General features: G+C 58.2%; 20 protein-coding genes and 1 tRNA gene. 12 read left to right on the forward strand and 9 right to left on the reverse strand.

Annotation, left to right across the window (positions count from 1 at the left end):
- Nucleotides 1-13: 13 nt before the first annotated feature.
- The gene (locus tag VGK48_19690; GenBank protein HEY2383404.1) at nucleotides 14-1,105 is read left to right on the forward strand and encodes a hypothetical protein; all 1,092 of its coding nucleotides are present in this window, start codon (nucleotides 14-16) and stop codon (nucleotides 1,103-1,105) included.
- A 64-nt stretch (nucleotides 1,106-1,169) separates the two neighbouring features.
- Here VGK48_19690 and VGK48_19695 read toward each other — a convergent pair whose 3' ends face one another.
- Nucleotides 1,170-2,087, reverse strand: coding sequence for a hypothetical protein (locus VGK48_19695; GenBank protein ID HEY2383405.1), 918 nt, complete (start codon nucleotides 2,085-2,087; stop codon nucleotides 1,170-1,172).
- Between the two features lie 17 nt (nucleotides 2,088-2,104).
- Nucleotides 2,105-3,232: a DUF6152 family protein gene (locus VGK48_19700; protein HEY2383406.1), complete on the reverse strand. Its 1,128-nt coding sequence runs from the start codon at nucleotides 3,230-3,232 to the stop codon at nucleotides 2,105-2,107.
- Between the two features lie 123 nt (nucleotides 3,233-3,355).
- Between VGK48_19700 and VGK48_19705 the strand changes: the two genes are divergently transcribed.
- The 7 genes from VGK48_19705 (at nucleotide 3,356) to VGK48_19735 (ending at nucleotide 11,707) form a co-directional block, all read left to right on the forward strand.
- Nucleotides 3,356-5,965 carry a protein kinase gene (locus VGK48_19705; protein ID HEY2383407.1) on the forward strand — a complete coding sequence of 870 codons (2,610 nt, stop codon included), beginning with the start codon at nucleotides 3,356-3,358 and terminating at the stop codon, nucleotides 5,963-5,965.
- Between the two features lie 83 nt (nucleotides 5,966-6,048).
- Nucleotides 6,049-6,375 (forward strand): hypothetical protein, encoded by a 327-nt coding sequence (locus VGK48_19710; protein HEY2383408.1) that lies wholly within the window; start codon nucleotides 6,049-6,051, stop codon nucleotides 6,373-6,375.
- 8 nt (nucleotides 6,376-6,383) lie between these two features.
- Complete coding sequence (locus tag VGK48_19715) at nucleotides 6,384-7,178, forward strand: SAM-dependent methyltransferase (protein HEY2383409.1); 795 nt, start codon at nucleotides 6,384-6,386, stop codon at nucleotides 7,176-7,178.
- A gap of 185 nt (nucleotides 7,179-7,363) precedes the next feature.
- Nucleotides 7,364-9,292, forward strand: a complete 1,929-nt coding sequence (locus tag VGK48_19720) for a CocE/NonD family hydrolase (protein HEY2383410.1) — start codon at nucleotides 7,364-7,366, stop codon at nucleotides 9,290-9,292.
- A 4-nt stretch (nucleotides 9,293-9,296) separates the two neighbouring features.
- On the forward strand, nucleotides 9,297-9,701 hold the full coding sequence (locus VGK48_19725; GenBank protein ID HEY2383411.1) for a hypothetical protein: 405 nt from the start codon (nucleotides 9,297-9,299) through the stop codon (nucleotides 9,699-9,701).
- Nucleotides 9,702-9,858: 157 nt separating this feature from the next.
- A complete protein-coding gene (locus tag VGK48_19730; protein HEY2383412.1) occupies nucleotides 9,859-10,776 on the forward strand; it encodes a M28 family peptidase in 918 nt (305 codons plus the stop codon).
- A 100-nt stretch (nucleotides 10,777-10,876) separates the two neighbouring features.
- The gene (locus VGK48_19735) at nucleotides 10,877-11,707 is read left to right on the forward strand and encodes a universal stress protein (GenBank protein ID HEY2383413.1); all 831 of its coding nucleotides are present in this window, start codon (nucleotides 10,877-10,879) and stop codon (nucleotides 11,705-11,707) included.
- A 114-nt stretch (nucleotides 11,708-11,821) separates the two neighbouring features.
- Here the strand turns inward: VGK48_19735 and VGK48_19740 are convergent, their stop codons facing one another.
- Both VGK48_19740 and VGK48_19745 read right to left on the reverse strand, forming a co-directional pair.
- Nucleotides 11,822-12,748, reverse strand: coding sequence for a c-type cytochrome (locus tag VGK48_19740; protein HEY2383414.1), 927 nt, complete (start codon nucleotides 12,746-12,748; stop codon nucleotides 11,822-11,824).
- Between the two features lie 69 nt (nucleotides 12,749-12,817).
- Nucleotides 12,818-13,801, reverse strand: a complete 984-nt coding sequence (locus tag VGK48_19745) for a zinc-dependent alcohol dehydrogenase family protein (GenBank protein HEY2383415.1) — start codon at nucleotides 13,799-13,801, stop codon at nucleotides 12,818-12,820.
- Nucleotides 13,802-13,964: 163 nt separating this feature from the next.
- Between VGK48_19745 and VGK48_19750 the strand changes: the two genes are divergently transcribed.
- Nucleotides 13,965-14,037, forward strand: a tRNA-His gene (locus VGK48_19750).
- A gap of 49 nt (nucleotides 14,038-14,086) precedes the next feature.
- Nucleotides 14,087-15,511: a histidine--tRNA ligase gene (gene hisS, locus VGK48_19755; GenBank protein ID HEY2383416.1), complete on the forward strand. Its 1,425-nt coding sequence runs from the start codon at nucleotides 14,087-14,089 to the stop codon at nucleotides 15,509-15,511.
- Nucleotides 15,512-15,556: 45 nt separating this feature from the next.
- Here hisS and VGK48_19760 read toward each other — a convergent pair whose 3' ends face one another.
- Nucleotides 15,557-16,081, reverse strand: a complete 525-nt coding sequence (locus tag VGK48_19760) for a hypothetical protein (GenBank protein HEY2383417.1) — start codon at nucleotides 16,079-16,081, stop codon at nucleotides 15,557-15,559.
- 137 nt (nucleotides 16,082-16,218) lie between these two features.
- Here VGK48_19760 and VGK48_19765 point away from each other — a divergent pair, with 137 nt between their 5' ends.
- On the forward strand, nucleotides 16,219-17,031 hold the full coding sequence (locus VGK48_19765; protein ID HEY2383418.1) for a polyphosphate kinase 2 family protein: 813 nt from the start codon (nucleotides 16,219-16,221) through the stop codon (nucleotides 17,029-17,031).
- A gap of 95 nt (nucleotides 17,032-17,126) precedes the next feature.
- On the opposite strand, the gene VGK48_19770 is transcribed toward VGK48_19765, so the two are convergent.
- Nucleotides 17,127-19,568: a hypothetical protein gene (locus tag VGK48_19770; GenBank protein ID HEY2383419.1), complete on the reverse strand. Its 2,442-nt coding sequence runs from the start codon at nucleotides 19,566-19,568 to the stop codon at nucleotides 17,127-17,129.
- Between the two features lie 143 nt (nucleotides 19,569-19,711).
- Here VGK48_19770 and VGK48_19775 point away from each other — a divergent pair, with 143 nt between their 5' ends.
- On the forward strand, nucleotides 19,712-20,239 hold the full coding sequence (locus VGK48_19775) for a superoxide dismutase family protein (protein HEY2383420.1): 528 nt from the start codon (nucleotides 19,712-19,714) through the stop codon (nucleotides 20,237-20,239).
- Nucleotides 20,240-20,377: 138 nt separating this feature from the next.
- Here the strand turns inward: VGK48_19775 and VGK48_19780 are convergent, their stop codons facing one another.
- The 3 genes from VGK48_19780 to VGK48_19790 are packed head-to-tail and all read right to left on the reverse strand — an operon-like array spanning nucleotide 20,378 to nucleotide 24,225.
- Nucleotides 20,378-21,928 (reverse strand): TolC family protein, encoded by a 1,551-nt coding sequence (locus tag VGK48_19780; GenBank protein HEY2383421.1) that lies wholly within the window; start codon nucleotides 21,926-21,928, stop codon nucleotides 20,378-20,380.
- A 12-nt stretch (nucleotides 21,929-21,940) separates the two neighbouring features.
- On the reverse strand, nucleotides 21,941-23,110 hold the full coding sequence (locus VGK48_19785; GenBank protein ID HEY2383422.1) for an ABC transporter permease: 1,170 nt from the start codon (nucleotides 23,108-23,110) through the stop codon (nucleotides 21,941-21,943).
- 8 nt (nucleotides 23,111-23,118) lie between these two features.
- Entirely contained in the window at nucleotides 23,119-24,225 is a 1,107-nt protein-coding gene (locus VGK48_19790; GenBank protein ID HEY2383423.1) for an ABC transporter permease, read from the reverse strand.
- Nucleotides 24,226-24,234 lie beyond the last annotated feature (9 nt).

The following is a 24,234-nucleotide window of genomic DNA, read 5'->3' on the forward strand; positions in this document are numbered from 1 at the left end:
CGCACGACTTTTTATGCAAAGCCCTGTAGCATTGAAGGCGATGATGTCGAAAGTGATATGGCCTTTGGCGGCCGTCGTCCTGGCCGCGGTCCTGCTTGGAGTGATTGTTCATTCTCCGCCGGCCCGCGCGTGGACTCTGCCTGAACGGTTGGCGGACCAGGAATTCTGGAAGCTGGTGACCGATTCATCCGAGCCCGGCGGGTATTTCCGCAACTCCGACATCACGAATCTCACCTCGAACGAGATGTTGTATGAACACGTGCTGAGCGATCTCCTGAAGCGCGTCAAGCCGGGAGGCGCATATCTCGGCGTCGGTCCGGAGCAGAATTACACGTACATTGCAGCGCTCAAGCCGCGAATCGCGATCATCTTCGATATCCGCCGCGGCAATCTCGATATGCAGCTGATGTACAAAGCGCTCTTCGAGTTGTCGAAGGATCGCGCGGACTTCGTTGCAATGCTGTTTTCAAAGCAGCGTCCGTCCGGCCTCACACCCTCGGTGTCGGCCACCCAGTTGTTCGATGCCTTTGACCGCGTGCCGGCAGTGAATGAAACGGCATTCTCCAGGAATCTGGCCGCTGTTGAGGACCGCTTGACGAAGACACACGCTCTTCCTCTGCTGCGGCGTGACCTGGATGGAATCGCCGAGATCTACCGGAACTTTTATGAAGCCGGCTTTGCAGTGCGTCCGTCACCGTCGTATGACGACCTCATGACGGCCACGGATGAGCGTGGCGCCGAACGAAGCTACCTCGCTACGGAAGAGAATTACCGGTTTATGAAGGACCTCGAATCGAGGAATCTCGTCGTGCCTGTGGTCGGCGACTTCGGCGGCCCGATGGCCATTCGAACGGTCGCGAAATATCTCAAAGCGAACGGCGCAACCGTCGCCGCCTTCTACCTTTCCAATGTCGAACAATACCTCCGTCAGGACGGGAAGTGGGACGCGTTCTGCCGCAATATCGCCGCTCTTCCGCTGGACAGTTCCAGCACGTTCATCCGTTCCGAATCCGGCTTCGCCGGCAGTTTCCGCCGCGTCGGCCCGGGTTTCGTATCGAGCCTCGGCCAGATCACCAGCGATATCAAGCCCTGCGCCGGAAGATAAGAATATTGGATCATTGCATCATCGCAGGTTTCTTCAATGCTTCATTCAACTTACGTTTTTCAGATCAAGGCACGTAGGGCGGCGGCGTGATGATAAACGTTCCATCCCCCACGATCAGTCCCGGAGCCTGGTTGTTGTCCTGGCAGACGAATTCGAAGCTTTCCACTCCGGTGGCCCACCGCATGTAGAAACCGCTGCTCCACGGAGCCGTATATGCGCCCGGGTCGTCGATCGTCATTTCATATTTGATCTGATTGAAATCGGTGCGCGTGAATTTCTCGATGGTGTGGAGCTTATCTGTCGTGGGGACTCCCAGATTGTCGATCCAGACCCGTTCGCCGAACCCGACAGTGTCGACCACCAGGGTGTCGCCTTCCCAATGCCCGATGGAGTGGCCACGGTCTGAGGGCTCCAGATTGGCCGGATGTGGGCGGCCATCCATATAAACGGTTCTAAAGCTGTGCGCTCCGCCCGTTTCAAAAATGTAGAACCGTTTGTGTTCCCGATCGTCGACCAGCTGCGTGCCGTATGCCGTTGCGACTTCGCGAGCCCCGGCCGAAGGCTTGCACCGCACGTAAGGTTCGTTTCGTATCTGTACGCGGTAAGCAAAAAGCGCACGGGCCCAGGGCTGGAAGGGTATCTGGCTGAGTTTTGGTTTCGATGCCAGGAACGGATCGGTGGGTTCCCGGGTATCGGCGGCAAAAAGTCCAAAGTCCGAGGCAACGTCGGGTCTTGCCAGCGGGATTTGCGTCGGTCCGATATCCCACAGCCCGCGCGGTTGTCCTTCAACCTGGCCCAGATTGATCTGCCCGTCCGGCCAGCGCGGAGCCGGCCGCGGGGGTGCCTGTTGTTGTCCGCGTCCCTGACCTCCCTGACCGCGGCCGCCACCCCCTCGACCACCTCCCTGACCTTGTCCGAACGAAGGTGACGTCATGGCCAGTGAAAAGATCAGAATGAGTCCTGCTAGTCGTATATGTCTCATTTATTTATCTCCTGGGCCTACGGCCGGTTGTCCTGACAATAAGATACCGGCAGATCTTCGGGAACCCACTGCAACGTCCAGCCGGTCGACCACGTCCGCGTGTAGGCGCCGGGATCGTCGATGGTGACTTCGTATTTAAGAGTGTTCATATCCGTGCGGGTGAAGCGCTCGATCAGATGAAGCTGTTCGGTATGCGGCAGGCCGCCGTTGCTGAACCAGAATTTTTCATTGAATCCTTTGGAGTCGACGACGAGCGTGTCGCCTTCCCAGCGGCCCCGCGCGTTTCCATAATAGAGAGGATTCGTATCGTTGCCCGACAGTTCGCCCGTCTGGGGCCGTCCGTCGGTATAGATGAAATGCCAGTCATGATTGCCGCCGGAGGCCATCACATAGATCCGGCCGAAGGTCTTGTCTTCCAGAAACTGATTTCCATGTGGCATTTGAAACTGCCGGACTGCGCCAGGCGGCTTGCAATACAGATATTCGGGATCGTCTTTGAGATCATTCCGCTGGCGGTATTCATAAAGGTCCAGCGCCCAGCGCTGGAACGGCGCGACCTTGGCCGCGTCCTTGATGTTTTTGAGCAGGCCGCTGGAATCCATTTCGACGTTGACGCCAGTCTCCACCAGGGCTGTCGAACTGGGTCTTGCCCAATATCCGGTTTCGCCGGGCGCGGCTCCCAGCCGCGGTTTGCCGTCGGGCCAGCGGGGAGCCGGTCTGGCCGTTTGGCGATTGACCGCCGGCTTTAACGCCGCAAGCGCTTCCGCGGACATGGCGAGGACCTTCTTACCGCCGGAAGTGATCGTGTTTCCCCATGCCTGGAGGCTGCCGTCCCGGGCTCGCATCCCTTGTACGCTGATCGCGTCTCCCGGTTTGAGCGTGTTTCGGTTCCAACCACTGCGCTCCAGATCCAGCGGGCTTTCCAGTTCGACAGCCCAGTTTGCCGATTGCGCTCCGCTCGAGACATTCATCAGCACATGAACGTGTGGGTCAACCCAATCCACACGCGTCACTTGCCCATTGAGAGTGACTGTCTTACCGGGGTCGAATTTCGCTGAAATCGGGCGCTGCTGCGCCAGCAGGGGGGTTGCAACCAGGGTGCACACCACAAGGGTGGCCAGACAGCCGCCGGACATTCGTAACATTCAAATTCCTCCACACATTGCATGACCGCATCTACAACAAATTTCGGGGAGAAGGATATAGCATCTTTTCCGCAAGCGAAATGGGTTGAATACATTTCCTTGCGTAGCTTATGGTAGCCGCTTGTGAAAACTTTCGCGCACTACGAACTCATCGATACCATCGGCCGCGGCGGTATGGGAGTCGTCTATAAGGCGCGCGACACGAAACTCGGCCGTTTTGTGGCTCTCAAGTTTCTACCCGAGGACCGGGCCACCGACAAGCGGCTGATCGCCCGATTCCGCCGCGAAGCGCGGGCCGCTTCCGCGTTGAATCATCCGAACATCTGTACGATCTATGATATCGATGACGCCGCCGGTCAGACGTTCATCGTTATGGAGTTGCTGAACGGCGTTTCTCTCCGGGACTTTATTCACGGCCAGCCTCTTGCCATCGACGCAGCCATATCCATTGCGATCGAAATTACGGATGCTCTTGAAGCGTCACATGCCGGCGGTATCGTTCATCGGGATATCAAACCTTCGAATGTGTTTGTTTGCGCCAACAACCGGATCAAGGTTCTTGATTTCGGACTCGCGCTGCAGACCGAGCCTGTCGATGTGCCGGGTGAGATCGGCCGCACCATTGATGCTCACGAGCTGACGGTCTCGGGCACCGCCATCGGTACCATCGCATATATGGCGCCCGAACAGGCCCGCTGCGAAGAGGTGGATGGGCGCGCCGACCTCTTCTCCTTTGGAGCGGTGCTGTACGAAATGCTGACGGGGCGGCCGGCATTTGCCTCCAGTTCGATCGCGCTTACGTTTCAGGCGATATTGAGCGGAAATCCGAGGCCTCCTTCTGAAATCAATCCCGCTGTCACTCCGAACCTCGAACGGATTGTCCATCGTCTGCTCGAGAAGGATCGCGAGCGCCGTTATTCGTCGGTCGGCCAGCTCAAAAGCGACCTGGAGCGGCTTCGCATTGGACAACCGCCGGTTCAGGCCGGCCCTGCGCCGCGCCTGCGGCGGTCATGGATGTTGGCGAGTGCGGCCGTTCTCCTGTCCGGCGTGGTCGTCTGGCTGGGTTTTCACAGCAATCCGCCGAAGCCCGCATCGGATGAATCGGTATTCACTCACTTCACCAGCCAGCCCGGTCCCGAACTGTTTCCAAGCTTTTCTCCGGACGGCAAAATAGTGGCATATGCCGGCAGGTCGTCTGGAAACTGGGATATCTACATTCAAAGGGTTGGCGGGCACAATCCGATCAATCTCACGCTGGACTCTGCGGCTGACGATACGCAGCCGGCGTTCTCACCGGCCGGAGAGTGGATCGCCTTCCGTTCGGAACGTGATGGAGGCGGCATTTTCATCATGGGAGCCACCGGCGAGTCCGTTCGGAGAGTGTCCGATTTTGGTTTCAATCCGGCGTGGTCGCCGGACGGCAAGCAGCTGGTTTTTGCGGAAGAGACTGTGGAAGATAGTCCGCAATACAGGTATACGAACAGCAGTTTGTGGACAGTTGCCGTCGCGACGGAAGAAAAGAAAAAGCTATTCCCCGGCGATGCCGTCCAGCCGCAGTGGTCCCCTCACGGCGATCGGATCGTGTACTGGGCGAGAAACGCAGGCCAACGGGACATCTGGACCATTCGAGCCGATGGAACCAATCCCGTAGCCTTGACGAACGATAAGTCATTGGACTGGAGCCCGGTGTGGGCCGCCGACGGACAGGCTGTGTATTTCTCCAGTGATCGCGGCGGAGCGACGGACCTCTGGCGAATGCCCGTCGAAGAGAAGACCGGCCGCAGCATTGGGGCTCCGCAGGCTGTCACAAAAGGAGGCACAGCGCAGCGGCTGCACCCGACAATCAGTACTGACGGGAAAAATATCGCCTACGTCGAGGAAACCGTTACAGAGAACATTTTCCAGGTCGCCTTTGATCCCGTCTCCGGCCGAACAGCCGGACCTCCAAAAGCGGTCACCACTGGAGCACGTACTGTAAGCGCTCCCGATGTGGCGCGGGACGGAAAGCATATTGCGTTTCAGTCTCTCGGCAAGAAGATGGACATTTACGTGGCGGGCATCGATGGCACGGGTGAGAGGCAACTGACCGACGATGAGTTTCAGGATCGTATTCCACGCTGGGCGCCCGGCGGGAAGCAGATCGCTTTCTACAGCAATCGCACCGGCCACTTTCAAATCTGGTCGATCAACGCGGACGGCAGCGGCTTGCGCCAGCTTTCCGACGACGGATCGAGCGGCGTCCTTCGCGCCGTCTGGGCTCCCGATGGCAATCACCTTGCGGCCCGTCATGAGGACGGAACAACATTCATCCTCAGCCTGCTTTCAGGAGAATCGATGCGTTCGATTCCATCGCCTCCGAATGCATCCGAGATCTTCGATGTCTGGAACTGGTCGCCCGACGGCAATTGGCTTGCGGGTCATCGAAACTCCCGCGCGACGGGACAATCGGTGGGACTCGCTCTCTACTCCCTGCAAACCGGAATGTTTCAGACTTTGGCCGGCCTCGGAAGCTTTCCTGTCTGGTTGAAGGACAACCGCCGGCTCCTCTTCACAGACAGGAGCAAAATTTACAGCGTCGACCGTCAGTCCCTCAAAATATCCGAGGTTCTTGATGTCAAACCGAACCTGATTGCCAGCCTGGGACAGTTGCCGGACGATAACAAAATCGTCGTTTTCAGCGAAGAACAGCGGGAAGCGGATATCTGGCTTCTGACCCGCGGCACGTCGAAGTGATTGACCGGCTGCGGCGCATAGCGTAGTATCCGGGCCTCACTGCAGTACCGTTACACACATACTCAATCGTGCAGGAGGTTGCGATGTCGACACAAGAGAACCCGGTACCTTTAAATCTTGCGCACCTGTTGGTCGAACTTTCACAAAATATCGAGAAGCGGGAACAGTTCCGCCGGAATCCGTCTCCATTTCTTGCAAACAATGAATTCAATCCGAAAGAGATTGAGGCGCTTCTGAGCAGGGATTCACAGGCAGTAAGGCAGGCATTTGGCCTCAGCCTCGGGCATGCCGGATTGGATGCCCACGAAGATTTCATCCGCGAGATCGTGCGCGACGAAATCAAGAAGGCCAAGAAAAAGAAGCCGTCCAAGAAGAAAGACAAAGCGGAAAAGAAGAAGAAAAAGAAGTAGCCGGCGGAGTGAAAAAGGGAAGTTTGACGGTTGTAGGCACCGGCTATCAGGTCGCCGCTCAGATGACGCCCGAAGCGGTCGATCACTGCCGGAAAGCAGACAAGCTTTTTTACGTGGTGGATGCGGTGACGGAGGTGTGGCTGACACAGCTCAATCCGTCCGCCGAATCCCTCGCAATTTGCTACGCGCCGGGAAAACCTCGTTTCGTTACATACGGCGAAATGGTCGAACGCATCCTCAGCGCGGTCCGCGCTGGGGATCGGGTTTGCTTCGCACTGTACGGGCATCCCGGCGTGTTCGTCCATGCGTCTCACGAATCCATCAAGCGCGCCCGGCTCGAGGGCTTCGAAGCGAGCATGCTGCCTGGAATTTCCGCCGAAGACTGTTTAATCGCGGATCTCGGTTTCGATCCCGCCAAAGGCTGCCAGAGCTTCGAGGCCAGCCGCTTCATCGTCCGGAGGCGCGCTCCAGACACGACTGTGCCGCTCCTTCTCTGGCAGATCGCGCTCGTGGGTACCATGGATTTCGACCCGAAGGGGCCGCCGGCGAATGAAGCCGGCCTCAAGCTGCTGACGAAGACGTTGCTCAAAAGCTATCCCCGGCGCCATGAAGTCACGGTGTATGAGGCGTCGCCGTTTCCGGTTTGCGATCCCATGATTGACCGCCGTCCGCTCTGCGACCTGCCCCACGCCCGGGTGACGACATCTTCAACGCTTTTCGTGCCGCCCGCGGAAGAGGCGCCCGTCAATCACCGCATCATGCGGATGCTGCTCGGGTTCAACGGTTCGAGGGGCAGGTTGTAGCCGGCTTTATGGGCAGGCCATTCCCCGCCTTTCCAAGGCGGGGTGGCTGAGCCATCAATAAAATGGTCCCGTTCCTGAGCGGCGCAGACGGGGCGGTTAGTAATTTCCATCAACAAAGAACTGTTTTGGTGTTTGAACGCGGGGATGTGCGCGTCGTCAAAAACAGTTACAATCTCCTCATTGCCATGATATCCCGTAAAATCTTCCTCGTTGGGTTTGGATCGCTTGCCTTGCTTGTGGGCTCACTGCTGGCGCAGCAAAAGACGCCGCCACTGACCCCGGATATTCCGCAAAAGTTCGACGTGCCTTCCGGCGCCTACGACTACGTCAAACGCGATGTCATGATTCCGATGCGAGACGGCGTAAAACTCCACACCGTCATTATCGTGCCGAAAAGCGCCCAACGGTCGCCGATCCTTCTCACACGCACGCCGTACAATGCCTCGGCTCGCTCGTCGCGCAACGATTCGCCGCATGTTGTCGCCGCTCTCCCCCTCTTCGATGAGTTATTCGTTGCCGATGGTTACATTCGTGTATACCAGGACGTCCGTGGCAAGTACGGCTCCGAAGGCGAGTATGTGATGACACGTCCGCTGCGCGGCCCGTTGAACAAAAGCAGCGTCGATCATTCCACCGACGCGTACGACACCATCGACTGGCTGGTGAAGAATGTTCCCGAATCGAACGGCCGCGTCGGCATGGTGGGCAGTTCTTATGAAGGGTTTACCGTTGTCATGGCCCTGGTAAATCCGCATCCCGCTCTCAAAGCGGCCGTACCCGAGAGTCCCATGGTCGACGGCTGGATGGGCGACGACTGGTTCCATTACGGCGCGTTCCGCCAGATCAACCTCGATTATTTCAGCGAGCAAACCAGCGTCAAAGGCGAAGGCGCCTCCGTCGTGCGCGAGGGCTATGACGATTACGCAAACTTCCTGCGCGCAGGCTCGGTTGGAAACTGGGCGAAAGCCGCCGGTTTCGACCAACTCCCCTGGTGGCACAAGGTGGGGGAGCATCCGGCCTACGATGAGTTCTGGCAGGATCAGGCGCTCGATAAGATCATGGCCGCGCAGCCGTTGACTGTCCCGACGATCTGGCTGCAGGGGCTTTGGGACCAGGAAGACATGTGGGGCGCTATCCACAGCTATCTCGCGGTTGAGCCGAAAGACACGAACAACGACAAAAACTTCCTGATCATGGGGCCGTGGTATCACAGCCAGATCAATAGAGACGGCTTTTCGCTCGGCCCGTTCCGGTGGAATGGCGACACCACGCTGGAAGTCCGCCGCGACATCCTGAAGCCGTTTTTCGACCAGTATCTGAAGGACGGGACGCCAAAAGCCAACACGCCGCCGGTTCTGATCTATAACACAGCTGAAAACCATTGGGATCGATTCAGTTCGTGGCCCAGGTCCTGTGCATCGGGCTGCGGATGGAAAGCGAAAGCGCTGTACTTCACGACAAACTTCGGGTTGTCGTTCACCGCGCCGGCCGCCTCCCAGCCGGGCACGGCGTACGATGAGTACGTTTCCGATCCCGCGAAACCCGTTCCTTACCAGCCGCGTCCTGTCCGGTTTGCCGATACCGACGCCTGGAGACGCTGGCTTGTCGCCGACCAGCGCGCATTTGTGGATCGTCCGGACGTCCTGAGTTACGTGACTCCTCCGCTGACCGAAACCGTCCGCCTCGGTGGCGCTCCGATCGTGCATCTCGTCGCATCCACAACAGGAACCGATAGCGATTGGATCGTAAAACTGATCGACGTCTATCCGGACGAAGTGCCCAGCCAGCCCGAACTGGGCGGCTATGAACTGAGCATCGCGATGGATATCTTTCGCGGCCGCTATCGCGAAAGCTTCGAGCTTGCTCAAGCCATCACGCCGAACAAAGCGCTGCCGTTCACGTTTGCCTTGCCGACTGTAAATCATGAGTTCAAGCCGGGCCACCGCATCATGGTTCAGGTGCAATCGGCGTGGTTCCCGCTCTATGACCGGAATCCGCAGACATTCGTGCCGAATATCTTCTTCACGAAGCCTTCTGACTACATCAAGGCAACTCAGCGGATCTATCACGCCGCCGGCCAGAGCAGTTATATCGACCTTCCGGTCGTGCCGTAACCTCATGGCCAACGATTATCAGGAACTGAAGGACAGCCTGGTCAAGCTCTCCGACGAGCAATTGATCGAGATCGCGCTTTCTACGGAGGGCGAATACCGCCAGGACGCTCTGGAGATTGCCAGGAACGAACTCAAATGGCGAAGTGTTGAAATTCCGAAACCGGAGGAAGACGAATCGGCGGTCGAGCCTGTGTCGACCGATCCGACTCGCATTGTCCGCCCGGCGATTCCGGATCAGGGCTGTCCTTTTTGCGGCGGACGGTTCCGCCCAGGGACGCTCGTGGCGGAGAAGGAACTCACCATCATCTTTTCGGACAATCAGGAAGAACGCTTCGTCAGGGTCAATGTTTGCACGCAGTGCGGGCAACTATCGCTGGCCGTCGATCTGGAGACAGTTGTGGAACCATAAGGGGGAGGACCACAAAGATATATTGGAAGTTGCAACATTAGAGGTTTCTGCATTTAACATTTGAAATGCAGAAACCTCTAATGTTGCAACTTCCAATATTTTCTTTTCTGCTTCTTGTGGTTCCTCCCCTTTGTTGCTGGCGTAGTAGAATCTCGTCATGCGCAACCTGATGGCGCCTTTGATTCTGATCGTCGCGACCCTGTCCGTTGTCCAGGCGCAGTCTCCTTCGACGGCGCTGCACGACGCGTTTGATGCCAAACAGGCGTATGCCTACACGGCGCAAGTGGCCGGCTTCGGCGAGCGGTGGCCCGGCCTGCCCGCCCACGCCAAGACGGAAAGCCTCATCCATCAGGTCCTCCAGAAAGACGGCGCGCAGATCGAAGGCGATGATTTCACCGCCTCGACGCCGCTCGGCCGCCAGCCGGTTCATAACATCATCGGCAAGTTCAACGTCAGTGCTGATTCCCGGCAGCCGATTTTCATTCTCGCCGGCCATTACGATACCCTGCACAAACAGGGTTTCATCGGCGCCAATGACGGCGGTTCGAGTACGGCGATTCTGCTTGCCTTCGCGGACGCGCTTGCGCATCACAAGACGAAGATGCAGATCTGGCTGGTCTTCACCGACCTGGAGGAAGGGACTTTCGTCGATAACGACGGGCTTTACGGCAGCCGGCATCTGGCGATGAAACTCAAGGCAAACGGTATGGTGCCGCGGATCAAAGGCTTTTTCCTCCTCGACATGATCGGCGATAAAGATCTGGGCGTGGCCCGCGAGACCCAGTCCTCGCCCGAATTGCAGGACGTCATCGCCGCGGCCGCCAAGTCGCTCGGCTATGGACGGTACTTTTTTCAATACGATTCGACCATTACCGACGACCACGTCGAGTTTCTGAATGTCGGTATTCCTGCTGTGGATGTCGTTGACGCGGAATTCGGCCGGATGGGTCCCAAGTTCGACGGAATGGGCGAATTTCACCATGGCAACACCGACACCATGGACAAAGTATCGGCCGCCAGCCTCGGGATCGTCGGCCGCACCATTCTTCTGACGATCGAATTGCTCGACCGCTAAGACCTCCCCGCTGCATCAATCGCTACCTATCGCAAAGAGGAGCAGGGCGTGCATACCACCCTGTGGCGGTCGACGTGCAGCACACAATTGGGAGTGTCTTATGAGAGTTTTGATCGGTTATGACGGTTCCCAGTTTGCAGAAGCTGCAATTGCCGACCTGCCTTATGCCGGCTTACCCGAGAACACGGAGGCACGGATCTTTCACGCCGTCGAACGGCCGATTGATGGAGCGGCGGAATCCATGTCGGAAGACGCCTGCACCCGGCTGCGGCAGCAGTTTCGCTCCTGGAATGTGCAGATTGAGACTGCTACCGGAAACCCGTCCGACATGATCATCAGACGCGCAAGGGAATGGTATGCCGATCTGATTGTGATTGGTACACATGGGCGGTCCGGCCTGGGCCGGGTTCTTCTTGGGAGCGTATCCGCAGTCGTGGCGAGGGAAGCCAGCTGCTCCGTTCGAATCGTGAGGAAACGCGAGCGCCCGCGTGAAAACACGCTGCACCTCCTCATCGGTCATGATGGTTCGCCCGAAGCGGACCGTGTTGTCGATGCGGTCTGCCGCCGGCGCTGGCCCGCCACAGCCGAAGTGAAAGTAGTCAGCGTGATTGAAGCGCTGGTGACTACACGTGCGGACGAGATGGCGGGCATCGCCGATACCGTCCACAATATCAATACCGAGGAGCATCGATGGCTCAGCTATCTCGCGGCTGAAGCCGAAGGGAAATGCGCCCGGGCCGGGCTTGCCGCTTCATCCGTGGTGATTGACGGGCATCCCAAAGACACGCTAGTCCATGAAGCGCAGCTTTGGAACGCGGACACCGTTTTCCTCGGTGCGCGCGGCCTCGGACTGGTGGAGCGCCTTTTTCTTGGCAGTGTTTCAACCTCGGTTGCCGCTCACGCACCGTGCACGGTCGAGTTGGTCAGATAACCAATGATGAATGACGGAAAGACCGAAGAGGCGGAACGCTCTCTCAACGGGCAGGAGCTGCAAGGCCGGCGTGTGCAGGTCGCGCGCATCCTGGCGCGCACGGCCTGACAGGCTTCAGGGCCTTTCGTAGTACACGCTATCGACGGGCAGTTTCTCCGTTCGATAGTCCTGCTGTTTGAATGGATAGGAAGGCCGCGGTTTGGAATTGATGAACGCAGCGACTTGCTGTGCTTCTTCATCCGACAGCTTCCCTGGATCGAGATAGGGCATCGAATATCGAATGATGCCCGCCAGCGTATAAACGCGCGCCGCGCCGGCCCCGTCGTTCCAGGAGTCCGGCCCCCACAGGGGCCCGGCTTTCTTGTCGCCGATGGCGACGCCCTGGCCGTTTTCACCGTGACAATTCGTGCAGTGTTCCATAAAGAGCGCTTCGCCCCTATGTATATCCAGCTTTGCGACGGGGATCAGGTGCGATGAGGCAATTGTGTTTTGACCACGCCATGCCGGGTTCTTTCCGATTTCGAAACCGCGTGCCAGCCAGGTTAAATAGGCCTGGACCGCCAGGACTTCCTTCGACGTGGTCGCGGGCAGCTTTTCCTGGCTCGCGCCGGTCGCATTCTCGCTTCGGACAAAGCAGTCAACGATGCGATCGCCGAGACTGTACAAGCGGCCGGACCGTTTGTTGTACTCCGGAAACATGCCGGCCACTCCCACCAGAGGAAGGGACCGCTCTCTCTGACCTCCATTGAGATGACAGTTATTGCATGACATCTTGCCGGGGGCGAACTGCGGCGCCTCTTGTGGTGTATTCGTAAAGATGCGGAATCCCCAACGGATCTCATTCGAAAGTGTCGATTTATCGAGCGAAGGATCCGTGAGGGGGTTCCTGGGAAAATACCATGCCGTCACCATCGTTGTTTTCGATGACACGATCGGTCCGCTCAACTTGTACGGCGAGGGTGGCGAAGGGGGCGCATCTGCAACATGTGAACAGGCGGCAAACGCCAGACAGAGCGTGATGAGTGCACAGGCGCGGGTCATGAGCACGCATTATATATGTATCAGGCCGCGCTTCTGCCTGCCTGTAAACGCGGTCTGTGACCGCGCATCCTACGGAACAAGGACAGCTGCGCCGCGCAGCTGCCCTGAACGTAGACGCTGGAGCGCTTCGTTGGCTTCGCTGAGCGGGAAGACCTCAATATGCGTACGCACGGGGACTTTCGGCGCGATGGCCATGAATTCATCGGCGTCTTTTCGAGTCAGGTTCGCAACCGAACAAACCTGCCGCTCTCCCCACAACAGCTCGTACGGAAACTGAGGAATATCGCTCATATGAATGCCGCCGCAGACGACGATTCCGCCTTTGCGGACGGCGCGTAATGCCTGAGGTACGAGGCTGCCGGCCGGCGCGAAGATGATCGCGGCATCGAGATGGTCCGGCGGCAGCTCTAACGAGCTTCCGGTCCAGGTCGCGCCGAGCGACCGGGCGAATTCCTGGCCATCGCTATCGCCTTCGCGTGTGAATGCGTAAACCTCGCGGCTCTGGTATACCGCAACCTGCGCGACCAGCTGGGCCGCCGCGCCAAAGCCGTAGAGGCCCAGGCGGCGGGCGTCGCCCGTTTTGATGAACGACCGGTAACCGATCAGCCCCGCGCACAGCAGTGGAGCCGCTTCGGTGTCCGAATAGAGCTCCGGTATCGGGACGCAAAATCGTTCGTCGGCTGTCGTGAACTCGGCGTAGCCGCCGTCGCGTGTATAGCCGGTGAATTGCGGTTGATCGCAGAGATTCTCCATGCCGGCTTTGCAAAACGGACAGACGCCGCAGGTTCGGGCCAGCCACGGAATTCCGACGCGCTCGCCGAGTTGGAATCGCGACGCCTGCGGTCCCGTGGCAAGAACCCGGCCGACAATTTCATGCCCCGGGATGATCGGAAGCTTCGGATTCGGCAGTTCGCCGTCGACCTCGTGAAGATCGGTCCGGCAGACCGCGCATGCTTCGACGCGGACCACGACTTCGCCCTTGGATGGTAAGGGGTCCGGCATGCGCCTCTCATCAAGCGGGGTTTTCGTCTGCGAAAGAACCATTGCGCGCATTGTTTAGCTACATTATCTGTCGGGATCGGGAACGGAACACAAAAAGCACAAAAAGGACACAAAAGGCACAGGAATCGGGGTTCGCAAAGCCCTTGCAGATCGGCTAGGCCTTTGCTTCAGCCTATCGGTATCGTAAAATAAAGCGTTTGGGTCTGTGTTCGATGCCGAGGTAGCTCAGTTGGTAGAGCACTGGATTGTGGATCCATAGGTCAAGGGTTCGAGCCCCTTCCTCGGTATTTCGCCCCGCGGTCCTCCGCGGGTTCCGCATTTTTGAGGGAAATATCCATGGACCTGATCCAACCCCGGCTGTCACGGGGGCTCCGGGATTTATTGCCGGAAGACACGCTGGCCCGTCAGGCCATGATCGATGTGGTTAAAGGGGTTTACGAACTTTACGGATTCGTACCCCTGACCACGCCCGCGATCGAATATCTCGACGTGCTCTCCGGTTCCGGCGGGAAAGAGATCCAGGAATCCATCTTCGTGGTCCGGAATCCCGAAGAAGAGGATCTCGGGTTGAGGTTCGATCACACCGTTCCTCTCGCGCGCGTCATCGCCCAGTACAAGGATCTGCCCAAACCATTCCGTAGATACACGGTCGGGCCTGTGTGGCGGGCGGACAAACCAGGGCCAGGCCGATTTCGGGAGTTCCTTCAATTCGACCTCGACGCCGTCGGCGTCCAGTCGGAGATGGCCGACGCGGAGATTATCGGTGGTATCTGCGACAGCCTGGAAGCGCTGAAAGTTTCCAACTATCAGGTTCGGTTTTCCAGCCGCCGTGTTCTGAACCTGCTGTTGACGTATGCTTCCATCACACCGGAACGCGCCGCGGATGTGTTTCGCGTCATCGATAAACTGGAAAAAATCGGCATTGCGAAGGTTCGCCTGGAACTGACAACGGGGTACACGGACGAATCCGGCGACAAAATCGCGGGCCTTGCTCTTTCCGATTCCCAGGTGCAGCAGATCGAACAGTTTCTCCAGATCCGCTCTGCCAGCAGAGCCGAAGTCATCAAACAACTGCACGACAGCTTTGGCGTCATACCCGGAGCCGGTCCGGAGATCGCGGTCCTCGAAAAAATGTCGCACTATCTGGACGTCGCGGGATACCACGACGACCGGGTGGTTATTGATTTGACGATTGCCAGGGGCCTGGCCTATTACAACGGGCCTGTTTTCGAGACGATTCTGCTGGACGCGCCACAGTTCGGATCGGTCTTCAGCGGGGGACGCTATGACGATCTGGTCATGCGCTTCCTCGGCGAACGCGTTCCAGCCACGGGCGCATCGATGGGAGTCGATCGCCTGCTTGCCGCGCTGCGGTTCCTCGACAAAGTCAAGCTTCGCAAGTCGACGGCAAAAGTCCTCGTGACGACGTTTGATCCGGCGATGAATGACGATTACGTCGCGATGACTTACGAACTCCGCCGCGCCGGAATTCAGACCGAAATGTATTTCGGAACAGATCGCGCCGGAAAGCAGATCAAGTTCGCCGACAAGCTGGAAATTCCGGTGGTGCTTCTCTACGGACCGGATGAAAAGGCGAAAAATGTCGTCACGATCAAGGACATGTCGATTGGCCGCGCGCGAGCGCAGCAACTGACAGGCAGCCGGGATCAATGGCTACAGGAGCGCCCCGGGCAGTTCGAAGTGCCTCGCGAGAACCTGGCTGCCGCCGTCAAAGAACTGCTGTCGAAGATCGGAATCTGACCCGATGTAGTCGCGGGCTTCAGCCCGCGTTCCACAAGCGGCTGATCACTCCGAAAGACGCGCCAACCGCCGCTGCTCCCTCCCATAGTGGACATAATCCGAAACCATCGATGCAAGCCGCGCTGAGGCTGCGGCATTGGCTTCGATGTAATCCTCGTATTCACCGTTACTTCGATTCTTCGGGTTGTCATTGAAAAGCTCAATCGCGCCGGTTGTATTTGAAGCCAATTCATTCAGCACCGGAGTTATCCGGTCAATGGCCGCCTGTTGCCAGGGTGCGGCGGAACCGCGGGCTTCATCGAGTTTCATGACCTGGCGCACGAGAGTATTGACGTCGTCTTTCATCTTGATGAGTTGCTCGGTATGGCTTTGAAAGCTCATCGGGACGGCCGTCCAGTTGAACGTCTCCATTTCCGAAGCATCTCTATTCAATTGAAAAGCCTGGTGCTTGGCCTCCAGGAGCAACTTGAAAATGTGCGGCGAGTCTTGTGCGGCCGCCAACGCGGGAAAGATGACCGAGGCCGCCAATGCGATTATGAATGATCCCATCCAGGTTCGATGTCTGCGCATAACTTACTCCTATAAATGATTTGACGTCCCGGAGATGGGATGCGCTCGCGATCGGAGATCTCTAAGCGCGGGGCGGGCGTGTGGTTTTTACGCGTCCGTCCCGGTGCACTGAGAGCATATAGAGTATTCTTACACCGATGACCACACATGAATCCCGCTTCCGAATCCGGCCCTCAAAGAAAGCGCGCCTGTCTAAATTCGATCCGGCCGATACCAGACTGATGCCGGACAAAGCGCTTGCCGAGACCGAGATCGCAAAAGACATCCTCAAGCTGGAGGAATTGCAGCAACGTCTTTATGCGGAGCATCAGCGGTCTCTCCTCGTCATTCTTCAGGGAATGGATGCCGGCGGCAAAGACGGCACGATCAAACACGTCATGAGCGGCCTCAACCCGCAGGCATGCGTGGTTGCCAGCTTCAAAGTTCCGGCCGGCGAGGAACTGGAGCACGACTATCTCTGGCGCATCGAGCGGACGATGCCGCGCCATGGCTACATCGGAGTCTTCAACCGGTCGCAGTACGAGGACGTTCTTGCGGCGCGTGTTCACAAACTGGTGCCCGCTCACATATGGAAAGAACGCTACGATCAGATCAATCGATTCGAGCGCCTGAAGACAGAACTCGGAACCGTGATTGTGAAATTCTTCCTTCACATCAGCAAAGACGAGCAGAAAAGAAGGCTTGAAGAACGTCTCGCCTCCCCGCAAAAGAACTGGAAATTTTCGGCTGCGGATGTTCGTGAACGCAAGTTGTGGGACGATTATCAGGATGCCTATGAAGACGTCCTCACGAAGTGCAGCACGAAATGGGCCCCTTGGTACCTCATACCGGCTAATCACAAGTGGTATCGCAACTGGATGGTTGCGCGAACGATCGTAGAGACGCTCGAAGCGATGGATCTGGAGTATCCGAGGCCGAAGGAAGACTTATCCAAAATTACCATCAAGTGATTGTGCTGTTGCCGACTGAGGCGGGCAAGGTGCTCCTGACTCTTCGGGGGACTGCAGTCGCCAAAATGTCAAATGTTGACGTTTGGCATTTCTCCTCAATACCGCGCGCTGGTCTCCCTCGGCTGGTCTTCTCCACGAAGCCAGACATACAAGGGCGCCCTCGGCGAGGGCGGCGGCCATGGGACGGCGATCTTGAGGGTTTGTTCCTCCGGATTGCCCGGCATGGGCGTTGGAATTCCCTGAACCGGTTCGGACCCGGCGGAGCCCCATCCGGTCTTTTCGATCAACTGCAAACCCTGCCCGGTCACCACGGCAGCGTAACTGGTGTCGCCGACTTTTTCATCGGTTGGCGTGAAGCTGGTGATATGGGGAAGTCGGATGACCTGTCCCAGCACAAAGGGATCGGATGTGCCGGTTTCTTCTTCATTCACTTCTGCGATCAACTGGCATCCGGAATCTCCGACGACGCCGGGATCGACCGAAAGGAACAACGATCCATGCCCGGTGACATCCAGTTCCGCCGAGTCCTTTTTATCGCCCGGCATAACCGAGATTTTGTGCCGTGTATCGCCATCGCTGCTGCAGGCGAGGGTAACTGACGGGTGCGAATCGAGGTTTTGCGCCTGGAGGGCGAAGCTCACCGCAGTACCTGCCGGAATTTCACCATCGCGCAGCTCCACTCCGGATGCTCCGGCAAATGATTTCGTCGTCCGGCTTATCCGAGGCCGCGGGCCGGCGACTCTGGCGATGCCGTCGATTTTCAGCGGATTCTCCAGGCCGCTGACGAAGATTTCCGCGTTGATCAATTCGCCCTTCTTCGCAGACGTCCCGAGCTTTGCAGTCGCGGAGCGTTCATTGAGATCTTTCGCGTCTTCCGGAACGTCTGCCAATATCCATTCCGCTCGCGAACTGGTTATCTTCTGAATCCTTTCCAGGTGCGTTCCATGAAGAATGATGTGTTGCTGTGGTTCACCGGTATTGACGCGAAGCGGAATCTGCGTCATTTCGGGATTCGCCGGATGAACGGTAATCGGCACTTCGCCGGTAGCTCCATTCACCTGTTGGATAGCGAGCGAGTACGCTCCGGGAGCCAGCCCGGCGGTATCGATTTCAGCCTGCATCTCAGGTTGATTCCCCAGCCCCTTCCCCTTGGGAAGCGTGAATTCGAGCGCGACGGGTTTCCGCGACCGGCCCTTCTGCACAAGCGAAACCGAATCGACAAACTCAAAGTCCGTTCCCGTCAGCCGAACATCGACGGGCCCCGTTCCGGCAATCAATGCATCCGACGAATCCGGTGCGAGATGAACGCCGGCGATATTTCCCAGAGCATGAACCTCGACCTTTCCGTTGACTTTGAACAGCGTCCAGTCCCAGTTCGCCGCCAGCTGGTATTCCCCGGGCATCGGCTTCGCCCTGCCCAGGTCGAGAGCGATCGTATCGTTCGCAGCGCCGGTAGTGATCTTGACGGGGATGGGGATCGCGGTCGCCGCCGAAACAAGCTGCCAGTCCCGCGCGCGTGTCAGGTTTCCGAGCTGCGCGACTGTGGCCGCGGAAACGGCGACGGTCGAGGACATGCCTGCCGGAAGATGCGCCTCGGCTGTGAGCGAGATGGTAGGAGGATCCAGATTCGGGATGCGGGACATCCAGATATAGTCGATGTGGGCCCGCGTTTCCTTGTCGTCGCTCTTCGCGGAACATAAGTTCGTCGCGTCGGCCGCCGCCGGCTGAGCAAACGCCGACCGGAAGTTGGTTGGAGGAAACAGCGATGAGTGCAGGGTCTCCAACAATGCCGCGCCACCCACGGTAAGAGCAACGGGAGCGCCGAAATAACTCACCGCCACGGATTCGGCCAGGCCCCCCGCCTTGACGGCCGATCCGCTGGCGAGCAGGGGATCCTGCGGGCCGGCGGCCGGAGCGATCGCCTTCAGCATACCCAGCACCTGTTCACTCGACGCGGTTTTGTTATCCAATGCCGGCATCTGCAGTCCGTACTGCGTGGAGAAACCCTGAAGAACCGATTGCAAGCTCTTACCGGTCGGCGGCGACTTTTCATACGTAGACAATGTCTGCACCAGCGCTTCGACGCGGGTGTTCTGTTCAGCATAGTCGGTAAGCTTGGTCACAATTTCCGGATGTTTCTGTACGATCGACGTGATTTTCTTGTTGTCGATGCCATAAGAACCGAAAATCAATCCGATAGCGGATGGAGTTTGGGGAATCACCCACTCCGCCGCATTTTTGATGGGCTCCGCGTCGAGGATTTTGAAGTGCCTGGCATCGCTATCGCTCGCGGGAACCAGGATCACGGATACGCTGGCTGCGCCCTTCAGATCGTCCGGCAGTTTAACCGGCTCGTAGCGGAGTTTTTCGCCCGGGCTTATCTCATTGACCGAGTTCAACGGAATGGCGCTTCCGCCTTTCAAGGGCAGGATCTTTACATTGAAGGTTGCGATCGGCGTTCCTGTCGCACAGCCGTCTGCGAAGGAAAACCCGGCGGTGGCAGCGGCCAGTAATATAAGGAGAACTCCACGTCGCATTACAAGATTAAAGACGCGCGCCAGGCGCGAAAAGACTTAAGACGACGTGGATATCGTACCACGATACTGGTGCGGTTCTTTTCGGTTTCGCGGCCCCTGGAGATACAATTCTAATGTTCTGACGATTTTCAAGGAGGTTCGAATTGACTAAAAGAATGGTTGGTCTTGCTGCTGCAGCACTCTTCGTCAGCACGGTCTTGATGGCCGCGAACAAACCGGTGACCGTAAACCTGAAAGATGCGAACGGAAAAGACGTCGGAACGGCCATGCTGTCCGACGCGAACGGCGGGAAGGGCGTCAAAATCGCCCTCAATCTTAAGAATCTGCCCCCAGGGGAGCACGCATTCCACATCCATATGACCGCGAAGTGCGAAGCGCCTGCCTTCACGTCGGCCGGCGGCCACTTCAATCCGACGAACGCGCACCATGGGATCAACAATCCTCAAACGCCAAAGCCGCATGCCGGCGATATGGCGAACTTCACGGTGAAACCCAACGGGACTGCAAAACTCACGGCCGAGGATCCTATGGTCACGCTCGGCGATGGAAGCAACTCCGTGTTCGCGGGCGGCGGCACGGCTTTAATGATTCATGCCAAGGCGGATGACCTGAAGAGCGATCCGGCCGGCAACGCCGGAGATCGCATCGCCTGCGGGGTGATCACGAAGTAGCGGCTATGCCGCCAACCAAGCGTTTTTAGCCGCAGATGACGCGGATGACGCAGATGGGGCGCCTCCAAAGTTCGTTTTTGCGCTTCATCTGCGTCATCCGCGTCATCTGCGGCTAAAAACCTTGTCAAGTTGCCTGCCTCACGGCAATTTCAAAAAATCCGGCAACGCCTCCGCGGCGCGTCCGATCGAGCGGGCCAGGGTCAACTTCGCCAGGTTGTGCGCGAATACGCTGTTGATGTAGTCCAGTTGGGCGCCGGCCACGTTTTCCTGCGATTGGATGACTTCAACGTTATCCGTCACTCCCGCTTCGAACCGTTGCCGCGTGAGATCAAGCGCCTCCGCTGCCACCTGTTGATTCCTCCTCGCAACCTCGACCTGGCTGGTTGCGGTTTCCAGATCGAGATAGGTTTTCCGGAGGTCGGCTTCGATCTGGTTCTGAAGGTCCTGCAATTCCGCCTGGCGCTGGGCCAGCGCCGCTCTGGCCTGTTCGATGTCTCCTCCGGCCCGTCCACCTTGCCATATCGGAAAGCGCAGGCTTGCGGCCGCGGTGAATGTTCCGTGTGACTGCGCCGGATTGAGTCCTATAACTCCGTAATCGCCGCTCAGGGAAAGCGATGGCAGTTGCTCCGCCCGCGCCGCCGACAATGCGCGCTCGCCGGCGCGGACCTGCGCGCCGGCGGCCTTCAAGTCGGAGCGGTTCTCGAAAGACTCTTTCAGCGCGTCATCGACAGTCAGCGCCGGCGCGCTGGCGTAAGGGATATCGTCGGTGACGTCGTATTGATCGGTGGGCGGCAAACCGGTCATACGCGCGAGATTGATTTTCTGTTTAGCCAGGTCGTTCTGCAGGGAAAGCAGCCGCTGCTGCTGGGTGAGCGTTTCGACCTCGCTCCGGTCCACATCAAGCTGCGCGGACACGCCCGCATTCCGCTTCTCCTGCGTTTGCTGATACAGGGCCCTGGCCGTTTCCAATTGCACGCGAACCGAGTCGATGCGGGCTTTCGCAGCGATGACCTGAAGATATGCTCCGCCCACGCCGAGGACGATCAGTTGCCGCGCATCGGCGGCGGACAACAATCCCGCGCGATGGATTTCTTCGGCCGCGCGATAGTTGCTTTTCGCCGTGATGTCGACGACGGTCTGAGTCAGCCGGGCCCGGAGATCGAAGTAATTGAACGGCCCGACAACCGCCGGAATGTTAAATCCAGGAATCGGAGAATTGAGGCGCAAACCGAAAGCTTTAAGGTCGGACTGCTGGACTGTCTCACCCAGCGAGCCGTTCACATTCGGCAGCAGATTGCTGCGCGCAGACCGGGCCTGGCCTTCGGTCTGACGGACGGCCTGTGCCATCTCGATTTCCCCAAGGTTGAACGCGAGCCCGCGGTCGACCGCTTCCCGGAGCCCGAGTCTGCCTGAAAATGGTTTCGCTGCAACGCCAGGCGTGCTACCCGAGTAAGGTCCCTGCACCTGTACTGTCGGCGTGATGGTGTTGACCGTTGTCGTCGTTCCGGTCATCGGCGCCTGGCTCGTCGTGACGCTTCCGTTCTGGTTGGAGCGTCCGGAAATTGGAATGGAAATCGCCGGCTGCGCCGCCGGAGCCGACGATCCGCCGCCGAGCTGTCCGAAAGCAATGTTGATGAAACCGAACGCCGCCAGGCAAACTGCCGCGGCCGCCTCTATGCCTCTTCTCATACGTTGTGTCCTTTAACTGAGCTGCTTCCGGAATCGCCAGACGCTGAGCGACACCAGAACGAAAGTGAAAATGCCAAGCCCCAGGAAATTGGGCCAGAGGCTCGTTATGCCGCTTCCCTTCATCATGCTGGCCCGCACGATGGCGGCGAAATGATGTACAGGGTTGAGAACCGTCAACGGTTGAAGCCATGCCGGCATCGCCTCGATGGGATTCAGTGCGCCGGAAAGCGAGGAAAGCGGCGGATTAACGAAGAAACTGGTCAGCATTGCCTGCATGGCGGACTTGCTGAATGTCGCGATCACCGTTCCCATGCTGATGCCGGAAAGGATACAAAGCGCGCCGCCGGCCAGGAGGTAGAGAACGCTGCCTTGAAAGGGAACATCGAAAACGATTTTGAGGACCACAAGTGCGGCAGCCATCATCAATGACAGGAGCACGAACAGCGGGCTCATCTTGGCAATGATGATTTCCGTGGTCGTTGCAGGCGACATCAGTAATTGTTCGATCGTACCGGCTTCCCGCTCTTTGACCATCGACGCCGACGACACGATCGAACTGTTCAGAATCAGCAGCAAGCCGAAGACGCCGGTCACCGTAAACCAGGAATCCACCAGGCCGGGATTGTAGAGAAAGGCCGGTTGAAGAGATATGCGGCCGTGATGGCCGCCGTTCGCCGCGGAAACCGGGCGGACAATCGTCTCGACTCCCTGGCTGCGCAGCGTCGCGTTATAACTTTGAATCACGCCCTCGGCATAACCCTGGCCGATGGTTGCCGTGTTGGTGTTCATCGCGTTCAACAACACTTGAACGGTCGTCGTGCGGCCGCGGCTCAAGTCCCGCGCGTAGTCGTATGGGATTACCACTCCGGTCTCGACTCTTCCTTCGCTGATCGCCTGGCCGAGTTGATCGGCGGAGAAGTAGTAGCCCGACAAACGAAAGCTTTTGCTCTCCGTCAGGTTGGCGACCAGTTCGCGGCTTTCCGGCGTGTGACTTTCATCAACTATCCCCATGCGGAGGTTGGTAACGTTTGCGCTCAATGCGAACCCGAACAGTGTCAGTTGTACGACCGGCGGCAGGATCAGGGAGATGGCAAGGCGCCGGTCCCGGCGGATCTGGTTGAACTCCTTCCGGATGAGCGCCCGGACGCGGTAGTTGAATATGCGGTCGAAGAACTTTTTCATAACCTTCCTTACGCGCGGAGTTGCATACGGCGCATGTTTTTCCACCCGATGAGGTAGAAGATCATTCCGATTCCGCCGATGATCCAGACGTTGAGCCAGACCGCCGGCCAGCCGCCGCCTTGAAGCAGGGCGTCGCGCACAACTTCGATGTAATACCGGCCCCAGACGATATTCGACAGCCACCGTATCGAAGGCGGTATGTTGTCAATCGGGAAGATCAGGCCCGAAAGCAGGAAAACCAGAAGGAATCCGCCGAGCGCGACCGCCTGCATCGCGGCCGCCTGATTCGGGATCGTGGCGCCCACCATGGTTCCGAACGCTGCGACGCAAAATGCATACAGCACCGTCGACACCAGGAAGGGTGTCGGATCACCCACAAATGTCAGGCCGAAGTAGGTGAACAGCAATATCAACATCAGCACACATTCGGCGAGGGCGACGACGACAAAGGCCAGGATCTTTCCGAGCAGAAATTCGTGCGCGGAAACGTTCGACACGTACACCTGGAGAATCGTCTTCTGTTCACCTTCCTTCGCCATGGCGAGCGCCGCGAGCAACGGTGGAAACATCGAGAGACCGAGCACGAAAACGCCTGGTCCGTAAAACTTCTTGGATGAGAGCCCGGGGTTGTACCAGAGACGGATCGCAGAAAGCACCGGGCCCTGGCCGCTGCCTCCCGAGAGCTGCTGGTTGTATGCGGCCGTAATGCGCGCCGCGTAACCGGACACGATCTTGGCCGTGTTCGCGTCCGATGCATCGACGATCAGCTGCACCGGAGTTTCGACGCCGCGATCCATATCCCTTCCGAAGTGCAACGGTATGATCAGCACCGCCCGGGCGGCGTTCGCGATCAGAGGATCCTCGGCGTGAGACACTACCGGCCAGGTGACGATGCGAAATGTATTTGAGGCCTGGAACGCGTCTATGAAGGCGCGCGATGACGGCGAGTTGTCATAGTCCTGCACCACCAGCGGAAGATCGTTCACGGTAAACGAAATGGCGGTACTCATCAGCAGCAGCAGTACGAGCGGAAGAGCCAGAGCCAGACCCAGCGTGCGCCAGTCGCGCGCGATCTGAATCAGTTCTTTTCGGGCCTGCGCCAGGATTCTTCTCATAAATGTGCT

It is taken from the genome of Terriglobia bacterium (assembly GCA_036496425.1).
Lineage (GTDB): Bacteria > Acidobacteriota > Terriglobia > 20CM-2-55-15 > 20CM-2-55-15 > 20CM-2-55-15.

Coding starts and splice junctions, on each gene's coding strand:
- VGK48_19760 (HEY2383417.1), bottom strand. CDS start 16,081: ATGCGCAGACATCGAACCTGGATGGGATCATTCATAATCGCATTGGCG.
- VGK48_19720 (HEY2383410.1), top strand. CDS start 7,364: ATGATATCCCGTAAAATCTTCCTCGTTGGGTTTGGATCGCTTGCCTTG.
- VGK48_19725 (HEY2383411.1), top strand. CDS start 9,297: ATGGCCAACGATTATCAGGAACTGAAGGACAGCCTGGTCAAGCTCTCC.
- VGK48_19745 (HEY2383415.1), bottom strand. CDS start 13,801: ATGCGCGCAATGGTTCTTTCGCAGACGAAAACCCCGCTTGATGAGAGG.
- VGK48_19700 (HEY2383406.1), bottom strand. CDS start 3,232: ATGTTACGAATGTCCGGCGGCTGTCTGGCCACCCTTGTGGTGTGCACC.
- VGK48_19730 (HEY2383412.1), top strand. CDS start 9,859: ATGCGCAACCTGATGGCGCCTTTGATTCTGATCGTCGCGACCCTGTCC.
- VGK48_19765 (HEY2383418.1), top strand. CDS start 16,219: ATGACCACACATGAATCCCGCTTCCGAATCCGGCCCTCAAAGAAAGCG.
- VGK48_19735 (HEY2383413.1), top strand. CDS start 10,877: ATGAGAGTTTTGATCGGTTATGACGGTTCCCAGTTTGCAGAAGCTGCA.
- VGK48_19780 (HEY2383421.1), bottom strand. CDS start 21,928: ATGAGAAGAGGCATAGAGGCGGCCGCGGCAGTTTGCCTGGCGGCGTTC.
- VGK48_19785 (HEY2383422.1), bottom strand. CDS start 23,110: ATGAAAAAGTTCTTCGACCGCATATTCAACTACCGCGTCCGGGCGCTC.
- VGK48_19710 (HEY2383408.1), top strand. CDS start 6,049: ATGTCGACACAAGAGAACCCGGTACCTTTAAATCTTGCGCACCTGTTG.
- VGK48_19695 (HEY2383405.1), bottom strand. CDS start 2,087: ATGAGACATATACGACTAGCAGGACTCATTCTGATCTTTTCACTGGCC.
- VGK48_19740 (HEY2383414.1), bottom strand. CDS start 12,748: ATGACCCGCGCCTGTGCACTCATCACGCTCTGTCTGGCGTTTGCCGCC.
- VGK48_19770 (HEY2383419.1), bottom strand. CDS start 19,568: ATGCGACGTGGAGTTCTCCTTATATTACTGGCCGCTGCCACCGCCGGG.
- VGK48_19790 (HEY2383423.1), bottom strand. CDS start 24,225: ATGAGAAGAATCCTGGCGCAGGCCCGAAAAGAACTGATTCAGATCGCG.
- hisS (HEY2383416.1), top strand. CDS start 14,087: ATGGACCTGATCCAACCCCGGCTGTCACGGGGGCTCCGGGATTTATTG.
- VGK48_19690 (HEY2383404.1), top strand. CDS start 14: ATGCAAAGCCCTGTAGCATTGAAGGCGATGATGTCGAAAGTGATATGG.